Annotated in this window: 12 protein-coding genes and 1 tRNA gene; 8 read left to right on the top strand and 5 right to left on the bottom strand. The window is 60.5% G+C overall.

Going from position 1 to position 16,022, the window contains the following annotated elements:
• Position 1: 1 nt before the first annotated feature.
• Both ACP7C6_RS04030 and ACP7C6_RS04025 read left to right on the top strand, forming a co-directional pair.
• Entirely contained in the window at positions 2-2,464 is a 2,463-nt protein-coding gene (locus tag ACP7C6_RS04030; RefSeq protein WP_028617234.1) for an EAL domain-containing protein, read from the top strand.
• Between the two features lie 46 nt (positions 2,465-2,510).
• On the top strand, positions 2,511-3,311 hold the full coding sequence (locus tag ACP7C6_RS04025; protein WP_028617233.1) for a TenA family transcriptional regulator: 801 nt from the start codon (positions 2,511-2,513) through the stop codon (positions 3,309-3,311).
• A 21-nt stretch (positions 3,312-3,332) separates the two neighbouring features.
• On the opposite strand, the gene ACP7C6_RS04020 is transcribed toward ACP7C6_RS04025, so the two are convergent.
• From ACP7C6_RS04020 to ACP7C6_RS04005, 4 genes are all read right to left on the bottom strand, one after another.
• The gene (locus ACP7C6_RS04020; RefSeq protein ID WP_028617232.1) at positions 3,333-4,259 is read right to left on the bottom strand and encodes a GGDEF domain-containing protein; all 927 of its coding nucleotides are present in this window, start codon (positions 4,257-4,259) and stop codon (positions 3,333-3,335) included.
• 307 nt (positions 4,260-4,566) lie between these two features.
• Complete coding sequence (locus tag ACP7C6_RS04015) at positions 4,567-5,841, bottom strand: MFS transporter (protein WP_426108295.1); 1,275 nt, start codon at positions 5,839-5,841, stop codon at positions 4,567-4,569.
• A gap of 54 nt (positions 5,842-5,895) precedes the next feature.
• Positions 5,896-7,050, bottom strand: coding sequence for an acyl-CoA dehydrogenase family protein (locus tag ACP7C6_RS04010; RefSeq protein ID WP_426108294.1), 1,155 nt, complete (start codon positions 7,048-7,050; stop codon positions 5,896-5,898).
• A 69-nt stretch (positions 7,051-7,119) separates the two neighbouring features.
• A complete protein-coding gene (locus tag ACP7C6_RS04005; RefSeq protein ID WP_122555173.1) occupies positions 7,120-7,965 on the bottom strand; it encodes an IclR family transcriptional regulator in 846 nt (281 codons plus the stop codon).
• A 262-nt stretch (positions 7,966-8,227) separates the two neighbouring features.
• Here ACP7C6_RS04005 and ACP7C6_RS04000 point away from each other — a divergent pair, with 262 nt between their 5' ends.
• The 3 genes from ACP7C6_RS04000 to ACP7C6_RS03990 are packed head-to-tail and all read left to right on the top strand — an operon-like array spanning position 8,228 to position 11,804.
• Positions 8,228-9,013: an enoyl-CoA hydratase gene (locus tag ACP7C6_RS04000; RefSeq protein ID WP_305382041.1), complete on the top strand. Its 786-nt coding sequence runs from the start codon at positions 8,228-8,230 to the stop codon at positions 9,011-9,013.
• Positions 9,014-9,015: 2 nt separating this feature from the next.
• Positions 9,016-10,545, top strand: a complete 1,530-nt coding sequence (locus ACP7C6_RS03995; protein WP_426108293.1) for a 3-hydroxyacyl-CoA dehydrogenase — start codon at positions 9,016-9,018, stop codon at positions 10,543-10,545.
• 26 nt (positions 10,546-10,571) lie between these two features.
• Positions 10,572-11,804, top strand: a complete 1,233-nt coding sequence (locus ACP7C6_RS03990) for a CaiB/BaiF CoA transferase family protein (RefSeq protein WP_338576341.1) — start codon at positions 10,572-10,574, stop codon at positions 11,802-11,804.
• On the opposite strand, the gene lldD is transcribed toward ACP7C6_RS03990, so the two are convergent.
• Positions 11,801-12,931: an FMN-dependent L-lactate dehydrogenase LldD gene (lldD, locus tag ACP7C6_RS03985; protein ID WP_010208917.1), complete on the bottom strand. Its 1,131-nt coding sequence runs from the start codon at positions 12,929-12,931 to the stop codon at positions 11,801-11,803. The two genes, ACP7C6_RS03990 and lldD, sit on opposite strands and share 4 nt — an antisense overlap.
• 102 nt (positions 12,932-13,033) lie before the next feature.
• Between lldD and ACP7C6_RS03980 the strand changes: the two genes are divergently transcribed.
• The 3 genes from ACP7C6_RS03980 (at position 13,034) to ACP7C6_RS03970 (ending at position 15,994) form a co-directional block, all read left to right on the top strand.
• On the top strand, positions 13,034-13,930 hold the full coding sequence (locus ACP7C6_RS03980; RefSeq protein WP_426108292.1) for a LysR family transcriptional regulator: 897 nt from the start codon (positions 13,034-13,036) through the stop codon (positions 13,928-13,930).
• Between the two features lie 60 nt (positions 13,931-13,990).
• Positions 13,991-14,066, top strand: a tRNA-Asn gene (locus tag ACP7C6_RS03975).
• Between the two features lie 206 nt (positions 14,067-14,272).
• A complete protein-coding gene (locus ACP7C6_RS03970; RefSeq protein ID WP_426108291.1) occupies positions 14,273-15,994 on the top strand; it encodes a ShlB/FhaC/HecB family hemolysin secretion/activation protein in 1,722 nt (573 codons plus the stop codon).
• The last annotated feature ends 28 nt before the right edge of the window (positions 15,995-16,022 follow it).

The raw sequence follows: 16,022 nt of genomic DNA, 5'->3' as shown, positions 1-16,022 counted from the left end.
CATGAAGCAAAAGCGGACTCTCGGAACGCCACGGCTGTTGGGCATTGTCTGGCCCTTCATCGCCGTTGTGCTGTTCCAGGCATTGTTAGGCTGCGTCAGTCTTTACGTGCTCTCGGCAGTGCGCGGCTACGTGGCAGGTGAAAGTCTGTGGTCCAAGGGCCAGAAAGATGCCATCTATTACCTGACGCTCTACGCCGACAACCGTGACGAAACCACCTACCTCAAATACCAGCAGGCGATTGCCGTGCCCCAGGGCGGGCATGAATTGCGGGTTGCGCTGGACCAATCCACACCAGACCTCAGTGCTGCCCGCTTGGGCATCCTCAAGGGCGGCAACCACCCGGATGACGTTTCCAGCCTGATCTGGCTGTACCTCAACTTTCGCCATTTCAGCTACCTGGAAAAAGCCATCGAGTTATGGACAGTGGGCGATGGTTACCTGGTGCAACTGGATGAGTTGGCCCGCGAGATGCACGGCGCAATCACCCGTGACCACGTCAGCGCCAACGACGTACGCCAGTGGAAAGCACACATTATCGCCATCAACGAAGGTGTGACACCGGCGGCCAAAGCGTTCAGTGATGCCTTGGGCGAAGGCTCGCGGATGATCCTGCGGTTGTTGCTGATCACCAACCTGGCCACGGCCCTCGGCCTGATCGTCCTGGCACTGCTGCGTACCCATAAGTTGCTGACCCAGCGCCACGCGTTTGCCAATGCCCTGCAGCAAGAGAAGGAGCGTGCGCAGATCACGTTGGAGTCGATTGGCGACGGGGTGATCACCACCGACGTCGACGGCGCCATCACCTACATGAACCCGGCGGCTGAGGCGCTGACCCACTGGAATTCGGCCCAGGCCCAAGGCCTGCCCTTGGCTGCGCTGTTCAACCTGTTGGACGACAATGCCCAGCCCGACGGCTTTACGCTCATTGAACATATCGTCAAGGGCCAACTCAGTGGCGGCAGCGAGCATTCCAAAACCATCCAGCGCCTGGACGGCAGCACGGTCTCGGTGACGCTGGTGGGCGCGCCGATCCGCAGTGCCGGCAAGGTCACGGGTGCGGTGCTGGTGTTGCATGACATGACCCAGGAGCGTCAATACATCGCCAACCTGTCCTGGCAGGCGACCCACGACGCCCTGACTGGCCTGGCCAACCGCCGCGAATTCGAATTCCGCCTGGAACAGGTGCTGCATCCCACCGCGCAGCGGCTGGGCGAGCGTCATGCGTTGATGTTCCTCGACTTGGACCAGTTCAAGCTGGTCAACGACACGTGTGGCCACGCGGCCGGCGACGAACTGCTGCGGCATATCTGCGCGCTGCTGCAGTCGGACCTGCGCGAGGGCGACACCCTGGCGCGTCTGGGGGGCGATGAATTCGGCATCCTGCTGGAAAACTGCCCGGCGGCAGTCGCGGAGAAGATCGCCGAGAGCCTGCGCCATACCGTGCAAAGCCTGCACTTTGTGTGGAAGGGGCGGCCGTTCATGACCACCGTCAGCATCGGCCTGGTGCACCTGGGCCATACTCCGACCACGCTGGAAACCTCACTGCGCGCCGCCGACATGGCGTGCTACATGGCCAAGGAAAAAGGCCGCAACCGCGTGCAGGTGTACCACGCCGACGACTCGGAACTGTCGCTGCGTTTTGGCGAAATGGCCTGGGTGCAGCGCCTGCACATGGCGTTGGAAGAGAACCGGTTCTGCCTATATGCCCAGGAAATTTCACCGCTGGGGCCTACCGACGGCGGCGATGGGCATATCGAGATCCTGTTGCGCCTGCATGACGAGGCCGGCCGTATCATCCTGCCCGACAGCTTTATCCCGGCGGCCGAACGTTACGGTTTGATGACGTCCCTGGACCGCTGGGTGGTGGAGAATGTGTTCAAGCTCATCAGCCGGTGCATACAGGAGCGGCCGGGACGCCCGATGGCCATGTGTGCGATCAATCTGTCAGGCATCACTATTGGTGATGAAGACTTCCTCGGATTTTTACGTGAGAAGTTTCATACATACAATATTCCGCCGGGCATGATCTGTTTTGAAATAACCGAAACCAGTGCTATTGCAAACTTGGGCAGTGCGATCCGTTTTATTAATGAACTCAAAGCTTTAGGTTGTCAGTTTTCGCTGGATGACTTTTGTGCCGGAATGTCCTCATTCGCCTATCTCAAACATTTACCTGTAGACTTCCTGAAGATCGATGGAAGTTTCGTAAAGGATATGCTGGACGACCCGATTAACCGCGCGATGGTCGAAGTGATAAACCACATCGGCCATGTCATGGGTAAGCGCACAATTGCTGAATTTGTCGAGACACCGCAAATCGAACAGGCATTACTCGAAATTGGTGTGGATTACGCTCAGGGCTACCTGATTGAACGACCGCAATTGTTTACCTTTGATAGCTTGCAGTGTCGACCTGTGCGGCCGCAGCCTCTGTTATTCAAGGCGCCCGGCACATTCCGCTGAAACATTCGCTGGTCTGTACAATCACACTTAAAAAGGAGCCTTAACAGTGATCGACACATTCATCAGAACCGGCCCGCTTATGGAAGCCTCCAGTTACCCTGCCTGGGCTCAGAAACTGATCCTGGACTGTAGCGAGAGCAAGCGCCGCGTTGTCGAACACGAACTGTACCAGCGCATGCGCGACAACACGCTCAGCGCCAAGACTATGCGCCATTACCTGATCGGTGGATGGCCCGTGGTGGAACAGTTTGCCTTGTACATGGCACAGAACCTCACCAAGACCAAATTTGCCCGCCATCCTGGGGAGGACATGGCGCGCCGCTGGCTGATGCGCAATATTCGCGTGGAACTCAACCACGCCGACTATTGGGTGCATTGGGCCCGTGCCCACGGCGTGAGCCTGGAGGAATTGCAGGCCCAGAACGTACCACCGGAACTGCATGCGCTGAGCCATTGGTGCTGGCACACCAGCTCTGCCGACTCGCTGATCGTGGCCATTGCCGCGACCAACTATGCGATCGAGGGTGCCACGGGTGAATGGTCCGCCGTGGTGTGTTCTACCGGCGTCTATGCGGCCGCTTTCCCAGAGGAAGAGCGCAAGCGGGCGATGAAGTGGCTGAAGATGCACGCGCAGTACGATGATGCCCACCCATGGGAAGCCCTGGAAATCATCTGCACCCTGGCCGGGATGAACCCGACCAAGGAACTGCAGACCGAGCTGCGCCAGGCCGTGTGCAAGAGCTACGACTACATGTACCTGTTCCTGGAAAGCTGCATGCGCCTGGAGAAAGAAAAAGCCCCAGCCGTGGTGCGCGAGCGCCAGGTGCGGGTCGCCAGCGAAGCTTGATGAAATGAGAGTGGCGGGGGCTTACCCCGCCATTGCCAGGCGGTTGCGACCCTCTCGCTTGGCCACATACAAGGCACTGTCGGCCCGACGCAGCAGGCTTTCGGTAGACTCTGCGGCCAGCAAGGTCGAGCAGCCCAGGCTCACCGTCAATTCGATCCGCGTGTCATCCGCCCAATAATCCTGGGCCTGCGCCGCTTGGCGTAGGCGCTCACCGACCATCGCAGCGGCATCCCGGCCCGTGTTGGACAGCAGGATCAGAAACTCTTCCCCGCCAAACCGGAACACCATATCCACGTTACGCAACTGGCGCTTGATCGCCCCGGCTACGGCGCGCAGTACCTTATCGCCAGCGGTGTGGCCGTAAGTGTCGTTGATGATCTTGAAGTGATCGATGTCGAGCATCAGCAAGGACAGCGGATTGAGGTGCCGGCGCGCCATGTCGACTTCCCGTTGCAAGGTCTGGTCCATGGCTATACGGTTGCCGGTCTCGGTCAGCGGGTCGCGCAAGGCACTGCGGGTGGCGGCGCGGTAGAGCAGGGCGTTGCGGATTGGGTAGAGTAAGGTGGCCAGCAGGGATTCGAGCTGGCCGAGCTCTTCTTCCGCCAGGCGCTGGTTGCGACGAAAGATCAGCTCGCCCAGGTGCTCGCCTTCATGGCTCAGGCTATAGCTCACTGAGTGATGCCCGCGATGGCCGAACTCCAGGCGCAAGTCGCTGGCCTGATGGCGGTACTGCAACGCGTCCAGGGGCACCAGGCGTTGGATCTCACGGAAGAACACACCGAGGATGCGCTCCGGCTCCAGGCTGGTTTGTAATTGCAGGCCCAGTTGCTGGCGAAGTTGCTCCAGCGTCGTGGGACGGCGTGGGAGGAGGGATGGCTGACCAAACCCCAGGCGTTGCAATTTGGCACTGTCAAAGTCAATTGCGTTGGTCTGGGTGGGTGTTTTCATAAGCGATCGGCCTCTAAGCACTGGGCTGTCTTACAGGCTCGATGAGAGTGGCGAATGCCAAGCGTCTTACTGTTCCTTCAGTTCCGTAAAACATGAGTAACAGTTTAGACCGCTTTGCACAGGGTTATAACCCCTGGGCGCTGCCGCACGTCTTGTCATCGCTTAACCTGCTTGAATAAGGGTAGAGCGAGATTCATGCCAAATCGCTTATAACTAATTAAAAGTCATATAAATCAATCGACTGCTTTTATCGCTAAAAGCAGTCGCTGGATGATGACGCCAGTTAATTGGCAACTAAGCGGTGGCCTTACTGTTTCTGCGGATCGAACTGTTTATCGCGAATAAACAACGCCGGTATGACACCGCAGATAAAGTACGCGCCGCCCATCACCAAAAAGCCCATGCCGATGGAGCCATGGGACGCCAGGAAGCCGATGGCTGCCGGCGCCACCGCCGCGCCGATACGGCCGATGTTGTACGCTCCACCCACCGCCGAACCACGAAACTTGGCCTCAAAGCTTTCGGTCATGTAGGTCGCGTTCACGCCATAGGGAATGCCGTACAGGAAGCCGAACACCACCAGCATCCACAGGATATTCTCGGGGCTTTGGAACAGCACGATCACCGGCAGGAAGATCGCCGTGCCCAGAGCGCCGAACGCGAATACCACGCGTCGACCGAGACGGTCCGCCGCCAGGCCCGCGAGGATCTTGCCGAAGATCATCGCCGCATAAGTGCCGACCATGTAGCTGGTCATCGACTTGAAGTTCATCCCCAGCTCGCTTTCCAGGTACGACGGCATCCAGTTGTTCACGCCGTAGTAACCGAATTGCAAGAAGCCTGCGGTCAGGGCCCAGAGCAGGAACATACGGCTGGCCTTGGGGTCGCTGAAGATCAGCTTGATCATGCCATCGGGCTTTTTCTTCAGGACGTCCTGGCTGCCGTTGGCTTTGTCTTTCGCCCGTTCGGCGCGCGCGGTCAACCAGGCCTGAGGCTCCGGCACCAAGCGTTGCATCAGCACGGCGAGGATCACCGGGATGATGGCCACGTAGAACAGCCAGCGCCAGCCGTGCTCCGGGAGAATCCAACCGGCCAGTAGGGTGGCAACGATGTAGCCCACCGACCAACCCGCCTGGAGGGTGCCGAGCACGGTGGTGCGGTAGCGGGTCGGCACGTATTCGGCCATCAACGTGTTGCACGCCACATACAGCGCGCCCAGGCCGAGGGAGGCGAAAAACCGGGTGGCCGCAAACTGCCAATAGCTGTGGGTCATGCCCAGGATCGCCGTGCCCATGGAAAACAGCACGATGCTCCACACCACGGTTTTTACCCGCCCGAAACGGTCACAGGCCCAGCCCCCGTAGATACCCCCGATGGCCATGCCGGCCAGGGTGAAGCTGCCCAGGCTGCCGGCTTCGACGCTGGTCAGGCCGAACTCGGCCTTGAGGCTGCTGAGGCTGTAGGACAGCAACATCAGGTCCGCGCCATCGATCAACAGGCCGAGGAAGCAGAAGATGAAAACGACGATCCACAGTTTGCTTTTTGCAGGCGACAACGCGCCCGCCGATGCGGCGACTTCCATAGCGATACCTTGCTTGTAGTTGTTAGGGCATTGGGTATGGTGGTGCGGTGAGGCCTAGCGTTGCGCCGCGCGAATCATGTTGCGGGCAATCACCAGTTGCTGGATCTGCGTGGTGCCTTCATACAGGCGGAACAGGCGCACATCCCGGTAGAAACGTTCGATGGCGTACTCGCTGATATAGCCGGCACCGCCATGGATCTGCACGCAACGGTCAGCGACGCGGCCGCACATCTCGGTGGCGAACATCTTCGAACACGACGCCTCGGTGCCGATGTCCTGGCCTTCGTCGCGCTTGCGGGCGGCGTCGAGCACCATACAACGCGCGGCGTAGATCTCGGCCTTGCTGTCGGCGAGCATGGCCTGGATCAGCTGGAACTCGGCAATCGGCTGGCCGAATTGCTTGCGCTCGATCGCGTAGTTCAGCGCGTCGTTCAACATGCGCTCGGCAGCGCCCACGCTGACGGCGGCGATGTGCAGGCGGCCTTTGTCGAGGACCTTCATCGCGGTCTTGAAGCCCACGCCTTCCACGCCACCGATCAACTGGCCGGCCGGCACGCGTACGTTGTCGAAAATCACGTCGCTGGTGTGGGCGCCTTGCTGGCCCATCTTGTGGTCGCGTTTGCCCAGGGACAGGCCGGGTGTGTCACGTTCGATGATGAACGCACTGATACCGGCCGAACCACGGATTGCCGGGTCGGTGCGCGCCATCACGGTGAAAATCCCGGCGTGGGGCGCGTTGGTGATAAAGCGCTTGGTGCCGTTGATCACATAGTGGTCGCCATCGCGCACGGCGGTGGTTTTCAGTGAGGCGGCGTCGGAGCCCGAGTCTGGCTCGGTGAGGCAGAACGAGCTGAGCAGCTCGCCGCTTGCCAACAGCGGCAGGTAGTGCTCTTTCTGTGCGTCGGTGCCATCCAGCAGGATGCCGATGGAGCCGATGCCATTGTTGGTGCCGAAGTAGGAACGGAAGGCCGGTGAGGTGCGCCCCAGTTCAAAGGCGATGGTCACCTCTTCTTCCATGGTCAGCCCGAGGCCGCCGTAGGCTTCGGGGATGGTCAGGCCGAACAGGCCCATGTCCTGGAACTGGCTGACGATGTCCGCCGGGATTTCATCGGTCTCGGCGACTTCGTTTTCCCGTGGGATCAGCGCTTCGTCGACGAACTGCGCAATGGCGTCCACCAGGATATGAAGCGTTTGTGCGTCTCGGATCATGTGCATTCCTCAGCGGCCCGTTCGGCGGGCCTGTTATCGTCAATCTGCCGAGGCCATGCACCGGTCCAGTTAGCGGGTGGCGGCCTCGATGTTGTTCACCATGTGCTTGAGGCGTGGGCCGATGTCGTCTTCGAGTTTCTCCCGGGAGAGGTGGAAACTCGGTCCGCCACAGTTGAACGCCAGCAAGCCGTGTTGTGCGTGTCGCAGCGGCACGGCGATGGCGTTGACATCGCGGTGCCACTCACCGATCGACATGCAATAGCCGAAATCGGTGTAGTCCCGGAAGGCGCGTTCCAGCCCCTTGCGGATGCTCGGCCAGTCCTCCAGATGGCGCTGGCGGATATGGTCGAGAATGAACTCCCGCTCGTTTTCCGGCATTGCTGCCAGGCAGGCGCGGCCTGCTGAACTCAAGTGCAACGGCAACCGTGTGCCGACCTGGCGGCGCATGGTCATGTTCGCTTCGCCTTGGACCACGTCCAGGTACACCGCGTCGAGGCGGTCCCGAGTGGCCATCGCAACGGCCGCCTGGGCGTACTTGGCCATGGTCTCCATCAACGGATGAGCCACGGCGCGGATCGACAGGTTCGACAACATCGCGTAACCGAAGGCCATCACGCCTACATCCAACTGATACCGGCCTGACTGCGGCAGGTGCTTGAGGTAACCCAAGCGGGTCAGGGTGTGGGTCATGCGGGTGATCGTCGGTTTCGGCAGGCCGGTCTTGCGCGCCAGTTCCTGGTTGCCCAGCACGCTTTCGCTTGGCGTGAAACAGCGCAACAGTTCCAGGCCACGGGCCAGGGCGGTGACGAATTGGCGATCCTTGTCTTCCTCCTCATCGTTGTTCATCGGGTCGATCAACACATGCTCGAAAGCGGAAACTTCTGTGCTGTCCGGCTCGGGGTTTCGACGGCGCATGGTAATCCTCATTTTTTTATAAAATCAACAAAACAAAATAGTATTCCGCACTGCGAAACTAAGCAATCTTTTGCGCCTTGATTTTAAGATGAGATAAAAGCCTTTAAAACAGCGAGTTAGTCGATGGTTTGAGCGTTGTCCGCGTTTTTCCGTTTACACCAGCGGGGTCGGTACTTATGCTAATCATCAAATACGGAATGTTATTTCGCACAGCGAAACATGCGCCAATCCAACTAACAAGAACAATGCAGCAGGAGTGAATGTGACCAGCGCCAACTCACCCGTGGTGACCCTCGACATCCATGACAATGGCGTGGCCGTGGTGCGTATCCACCGCCCTGAAGTGAAAAACGCCCTCAATGCCCAGGTGCGTGAAGCTCTCGCCGAGCACTTCCGCACACTGTCCCGACGCCAGGATGTACGCGCCATCGTGCTGACCGGTGGCGAGCAGTTCTTCGTGGCCGGCGCGGATATCAAGGAGTTCGCCAGTGCGGGCGCGATCGATATGTACCGCCGCCACACTGAATACCTGTGGGAAGCCATCAGTCGTTGCCCCAAGCCGGTGATTGCCGCTGTCAACGGTTTTGCCCTGGGCGGTGGCTGCGAGCTGGCGATGCATTGCGACCTGATCGTGGCGGGCGAGTCGGCGCGATTTGCCCAGCCGGAAGTGAAGCTCGGCTTGATGCCCGGTGCGGGCGGCACTCAACGCCTGATCCGCGCGGTGGGCAAGTTCCAGGCTATGCGCATTGCGCTCACGGGTTGCATGGTCAGCGCGAAAGAAGCGCTGGCGATGGGCATGCTCAGCGAAATGGTCAGCGACGACCAGACACTGCCCCGCGCCCTGGAACTGGCCGCGCAGATTGCCGCATTGCCGCCGTTGGCGGTGGAGCAGATCAAGGAAGTGATGCTGGCCGGCGCCGACCTGCCGCTGGAAAGCGCCTTGGTACTGGAGCGCAAGGCCTTCCAATTGCTGTTCGATTCCAAGGACCAGAAGGAGGGCGCCGCCGCGTTCTTCGAGAAACGCACACCGCACTACCGGGGGGAATAAGCATGACCGACACCCTGAATACGATGGGATTGGTGGGCACTGGCGTCATGGGCGCCGGTATCGCACAAATCGCGGCCCAGGCCGGTGTGGTGGTGCATCTGTTCGATGCCCGTGAAGGCGCTGCGCAATCGGCGCGGGATAATCTCAGCGGCACCTTTGCCAAGTTGGTGGGCAAGGGCAAGCTCAGCCAGGCCGCGATGGAGGCGGCGCTGGCCAACCTGCGGGTTGCCGAGGCGATTGATGACCTGAGCGATTGCGACCTGGTCGTCGAAGCCATCGTGGAAAACCTCGACGCCAAGCGCGGCCTGCTGCAACAGCTGGAAGGCATCGTCAGCCCGACCTGCATCCTCGCCACCAACACCTCTTCGCTGTCTGTCACGGCCATCGCCACCGGTTGCCAGCACCCTGAGCGCGTGGCCGGGCTGCACTTCTTCAACCCGGTGCCGCTGATGCGTGTGGTGGAGGTGATCGACGGCCTGGCCACCGCGCAAAAGGTTGGCGACGCGCTGTTGGCCCTGGCTGCACGTATCGGCCATCGCGGCGTGCGCGCCAAGGACACGCCGGGTTTCATCGTCAACCACGCCGGTCGTGCCTATGGTACTGAAGCGTTGAAGATGCTTGATGAGGGCATCGCCGAGCGCGGTGATATCGACCGCATCCTGCGCGACGGCGCCGGGTTCCGGATGGGGCCGCTGGAGTTGCTGGACCTCACCGGCCTGGATGTGTCGCACCCGGTGATGGAGTCGATCTACAACCAGTTTTATCAGGAACCCCGCTACAAACCGTCGCCCCTGACCCGGCAGATGTTGGTGGCTGGACGCCTTGGACGCAAGACCGGGCATGGGTTCTATCAGTATGAAAACGGCCAGCTCATCAATGGCCCTCAGCCTCAACCCGTACCGACTGTAAACCCGCAACCGCCGGTTTGGATCGCCACGGAAAACAGTGAAGACTACGAGCGCTTGAGCGCCCTGGTGATCAACCTGGGCGCCCATCTGGAACACGCCGCGCAACCTTCGCCTGAGGCGTTATGCCTGCTGGCCCCGTATGGCCGCGACGCCACCAGCGCCTGCGTGCGCTTCGACACCGACCCCGCGCGCACCCTGTGCATCGACCTGCTGACGGACCTGTCGCGTCATCGCACCTTGATGCAGAACCCACTGACTTCGCCCGCCATGCGCGATGCGGCTCACGCTTTGCTCGCAGCAGACGGTGTGGGCGTCACGGTGATTGGCGACAGCGTTGGCTTCGTGGTCCAGCGCACCTTGGCGATGGTGGTCAACCTGGCCTGTGACATTGCCCAGCAGCGCATCGCCAGCGTCGAGGATATCGACCAGGCCGTGCAACTGGGCCTCGGTTATCCCAAGGGGCCGCTGGCTTGGGGCGATGCCCTTGGGCCTCGGCGGATCCTGACGATTTTGCAGCGCATGAGCGAACTCACCCACGACCCACGTTACCGCCCCAGCCCCTGGTTACGGCGGCGGGCGATGCTGGGTGTTTCCCTGCGCCATGAAGAGCCGACAGCCGGCTGATTTCCCAACCTCACAGGACAAGAACAATGGGTGCATTGACAGGTTTGCGGGTACTGGATTTAAGCCGTGTGTTGGCCGGCCCCTGGTGTGGGCAAGTGTTGGCCGACCTTGGCGCGGAAGTGGTCAAGATCGAACGCCCGAAAAGCGGCGACGACACCCGTGCCTGGGGGCCGCCCTGGATGAAGACCGACACCGGCGAATCGTCCGGCGAAGCTTCTTATTATCAGTCGACCAATCGCGGCAAGTTATCCGTGGCCATCGACATGGCCACTCCCGAAGGTCAGGAATTGGTACGCGCATTGGCGGCCAGCTCGGATGTACTGATCGAGAACTATAAGGCCGGCTCCCTGGCCCGTTATGGCCTGGATTACGCGACCCTGGCCGAGATCAATCCACGCCTGGTGTATTGCTCCATCACCGGTTTCGGCCAGACCGGCCCGCGTGCCGAAGAGCCGGGTTACGACTTCATCATCCAGGGCATCGGTGGCTTGATGAGCATTACTGGCGAGCGTGATGATTTGCCGGGCGGCGGCCCGCAAAAAGTTGGCGTGGCGTTTTCCGACTTGATGACCGGCCTGTATTCCACCGTGGCGATCCAGGCTGCATTGCTCAGCCGTGAGCGCACCGGCGTTGGTCAATACATCGATATGGCGTTGTTGGACGTACAAGTCGCCACGTTGGCCAACCAGAGCATGAACTACCTCGCGTCGGGCAAGGTGCCGCAGCGTTATGGCAATGCCCACGCCAACATCGTGCCTTACCAGGTGTTCCGCGCCGCCGACCGTGACTTCATCATCGCCTGCGGTAATGACAGCCAGTTCATCGCCCTGTGCCAGAGCATCGGCCTGCCGCACTTGCCGCAGGACCCGCGCTTTTGTCGCAATGCCGACCGCGTGGCCCATCGCGAAGACATCGTCGCGTTGCTCTCGGCGCACTTCCTGGGGCGCAGCGCCGATGAGTGGGTGGCGTGCATCCATGCGTCAAAGGTGCCGGTGGGGGCGATCAACTCGATTGCGCAATCCCTGGAAGAACCCCAGGTGATCGCGCGTAACCTGATGGTGAACATCCCACACCCGCAGAACCCGGACTTTGCCATGGTCGGCAGCCCGATCAAAATGTCCGGCACGCCCGTGGAATATGTGCGTCCGGCGCCGAGGCTGGGGCAGCACACCGACGATATCCTCGGTGAACGGTTGGGCTTGTCGGCGCAGCAACTGGCCCAACTCAAGGCGCGAGGGATCGTCGAGCAGCAGGGTTAGACCAAGGTAGAGCGGTCGATCTGCGCGATGGAGGTGACGCCGGTGAGGGTCATGGCCACGCGCATTTCCTTGGCGAAGATGTCCAGCAGGTTTTCCACACCGTGCTGGCCGTCGGCCGCCAGCGCGTAGGCGGTGGCACGCCCCAGCAGGCAGGCCTTGGCACCCAAGGCCAGCATGCGCACCACGTCCAGCCCGGAGCGGATGCCGGAGTCCACCAAAACCGTGAGATCGTCGCCCACCGCATCGGCAATCGGAGGCAGGGCCTTGGCAGTGGACAGCACGCCATCCAACTGGCGACCGCCATGGTTGGAGACCACGATGCCATCGGCACCGAAACTCACTGCGTCCTTGGCGTCCTGAGGGTCGAGAATACCTTTGATGATCATCGGGCCTTTCCAGAATTCGCGGATCCATTCCAGGTCTTTCCAACTGATGGAGGCGTCGAAATTGTTCGCCAGCCAGCCGATGTAGTCTTCCAGGTGTGTGGGTTTGCCCAGGTATTTGGAGATGTTGCCCAGGTCATGGGGACGGCCCATCAGTCCTACATCGAAGGCCCATTGCGGCTTGGTGACGGCTTGCAGCATGCGCCGCTGTGCTGCGAACGGTCCGGACATGCCCGAGTGGGCATCGCGATAGCGCGCGCCGGGCGTGGGCATATCCACGGTAAACACCAATGTAGTGACGCCCGCGGCTTGCGCGCGCTCCAGCGCATTGCGCATGAAACCACGGTCCTTGAGCACATACAGCTGGAACCAGATCGCCTGCGCGCTCTGCGATGCCACCTCTTCAATCGGGCACACCGACACCGTCGACAGGCAGAACGGAATGCCCTTATTCGCCGCCGCCTTGGCCGCCTGCACTTCGCCACGTCGCGCGTACATGCCGGTGAGACCCACCGGGCTGAGTATCACCGGCATGTCCAGCTCCTGGCCGAACAGCGTGGTCTTCAGGCTCAGGTTGTCCACATTGCGCAGGATGCGTTGGCGCAGGCTGATCTCGGCCAGGTCCGAACTGTTCGCACGCAGCGTGTGTTCGGCGTAGGCGCCGCCGTCGATGTAGTCGAACAGGAAGCGCGGCAACTTGCGCTTGGCGGCTGCGCGGTAGTCGGAGGCGGACGAGATGATCATTATTGGAGGGCTCCACAAGGCAAGGTGAAGTCAGGATAGGCAATTCTCTGGCATGATAAAAACAACTTTTATCGCTGGTGGTCAGTCGCCGAAGGAATACTGATGAACCTGAGAACATTGCGTGCCTTTGTCGAAGTGGTGCGCCAGGGTGGTTTCTCCCAGGCCGCCGAGGTGGTGTGCCTGACCCAATCCACCGTGAGCAAGACGGTCAAGACGTTGGAAGATGAACTGGGCACACCGTTGCTCAACCGCCTGGGCCACCGTAACGAACTCACCGCTGCCGGCGAAATCGCCTACCGACGCGCCTTGGTGCTGCTTGCCGAGCGCAACGACTTGGTGGCCGAGATCAACGACCTGCGCGGTTTAAAGCGTGGCGTGCTGCGTATCGGCCTGCCGCCGGTGGGCTGCGGCGTGCTGTTTGCGACGATGTTTGCGACCTACCGCAGCCGCTACCCGGACATCGACATCGAACTCACCGAGTACGGCAGCAAAAAGTTGCGCGAATGCCTGGAAGCGGGGGAGGTCGACCTGGCGGCGCTGCTGCTGCCGGTGGATGAAGACTTCGACTACCAACCTGTGCGCAATGAGCCGCTGATGGCCGTGCTGCCCATCAGCCAACCTTTGGCCCAGCGCAAGCGCATCGACTTCACTGACCTGGCCGATTCACCGTTCATCCTCTTCGAAGCCGGCTTTGCCCTCAACGCCAAGATCCTCGCTGCCTGCGAGCGCAAAGGCGTCACTCCCAAGGTGACCGCACGCAGCGGACAGATCGACTTCATCATCGACCTGGTCGCCGCCGGGCTGGGTGTAGCCTTCGTGCCACGCATGCTGGCGCACAAACATCAACATGCTGGCATCGCCCTGATCCCGTTGGATGAACCCCACACCGACTGGCACATCGCCCTGGCCTGGCGCTCGAGCGCCCATCTGCCACCGGCGGCTTTGGCCTGGCTGGAGTTGGCAAAGGAACACGCCGATTCAACCGGTCATCCGGTTTAATCACACCGAATGAAAGGGAGTGCTTGACTTATCCTTTTTAATCAGTAACATACGGCGCATTCCGCGATAGCTCAGTTGGTAGAGCAAGTGACTGTTAATCACTGGGTCCCTGGTTCGAGTCCAGGTCGTGGAGCCAGATAGCGACATAAAAAAAGCCTGCAGAGATGCAGGCTTTTTTTTGCCTTGGATTTCTCCAGGGTGATCAAACCTACAGCGCGGCCAGCATTCAGCCGTCTCTGTATCGATGTTGAAACAAATCCATACATTTAATTGACGCCACTATATCGCCACCCTATGATCGCCGCTCGTTGATGGCTCTGTGCCATATAGAGGGATCTATTGATGTGGCGTTTGTTACGCCGGACCGGGCTCGGCCCGCTGTCCGCTTTTTTTTGCCTGAGCGCAGCCGGATTGGCTCAAGCCGCCCCCCCGCAGAGCACGCCGGGCATCACCGATCTGATTCGTGACCGTCAGGACCGTTTGCTCGAAGAGCAGCAGCGTCGTCTCGAAGAGCTCAAGGACCTGCCAGGGAAAACCGTCGCGCCCACTGCGCCAACGGCCCCCGTCGACACTCGTTGCTTTCCCATCAAGACCCTCGAAGTTTCCGGTGCCGACGCGCTCTCTGAACGCGAACGCCAAGCGCTGATCCAGCCCTACATTGGCCAGTGCCTGGGCGTGCCGCAACTCAATGAGGTGCTCAAGGTCATCACTGACCGCTACCTGGCCAAAGGGCTGGTTACCAGTCGTGCCTACTTGCTCCAACAGGACCTCTCCAGTGGCGTGCTCAAGATCCAAGTAGTCGAAGGCCGGCTGGAAGAGTTGAAGGGCGCGCAGGGCAGCGGCATCACCGACCGCCAACTCGGGATGAGCTTTCCAGGTAAACCGGGTGAATTGCTTAACCTGCGCGAAATTGAGCAGATGGTCGATCAGTTGAACCGCCTGCCGTCGAATCAGGCGCAGATGGAACTGGCGCCGGGTAAAGAAGTGGGCGGCAGCGATGTACTGGTCAAAAACACCCCGCAAAAACCCTGGCGCGTTGGACTGTCACGCCATAACGGCGGTCAGCGCAGCACCGGTGAGCAGCAATGGGGCGCCAGTCTCGATTGGGATAACCCGCTTGGCCTTGCCGACCAGCTTTCCCTGCGTGGCGGTCATGATGCCGTCAGCGACCACCAGAAAACCTCGCGTAACTCGATGCTCAATTACAACCTGCCGTTTGGCTGGTGGAACCTCAATTACAGCTACAGCGAGTCCGAATACCGCTCCCTGGCCCAGGCCAACAACTTCAACTTCAAGCAGTCGGGCGACAGCCAGAGCCACCAGTTGCGCCTGGAGCGAGTCATTCACCGTGATGCGCTGAGCAAAACCTCCCTCAGCACTGGCGTGGCTTACCTGCGTACCAATAATTTCATCGAAGACAGCAAGCTGGCCCTGAGCAGCAACCGTCTCAGCGAAGCGCAGTTCGGCATCAACCACGGTCGGCGCATTGGCGAGTCATTCCTAAACATCGACCTGGGCATGCAGGACGGCATTGGCGCCTTCGACGCCCAGGCTAATCACAACCCACGGCCGGGTCAGGCTGATGCGCGCTACCGCAAATACACCGCAACCGTGAGCTACCTGTACCCGTTCAAGCTGTGGGGCGAGTCGTTGAGCTTCAGCAGCCTGATGACCGGCCAGCGCAGTGAGGACGTGCTGTTCAGCCCCCAGCGCATAAGCCTGGGCGGGCAGTCATCGATTCGTGGTTATAAGGATCAGATGCTCTCCGGCGACAGCGGCGGCTATTGGCGCAACGACCTGCGCTGGAGCCGCCCGGTGACCTGGGCCTGGCTGCAACCCGTGCTGGCCGAATACGGCACCAGCCTCGGCTACGACCAGGGCGTGATCCGCCATGGTCGCTACAACGCCGAGCAACATGGGCGCATGAGCAGCAATTCCCTGGAACTGTTTGCACGCGGCAAGAACGTCGCGGCCACGGTGACCTTTGCACACTCTTTGGAACGACCGGACCCGATCACGGAACGTGAAGCGCCGATCTATTTCCGCATGGATTTCTTCCTTTAAATTTTTACCGCCCTTTGGGCATCGAGAC

The organism is Pseudomonas sp. TWR1-1-4 (genome assembly GCF_049897165.1).
In the GTDB taxonomy this organism is placed as follows: domain Bacteria; phylum Pseudomonadota; class Gammaproteobacteria; order Pseudomonadales; family Pseudomonadaceae; genus Aquipseudomonas; species Aquipseudomonas canadensis.
Note: the sequence above shows the minus strand (reverse complement) of the source record. Positions and strands in the feature narration are given on the sequence as shown.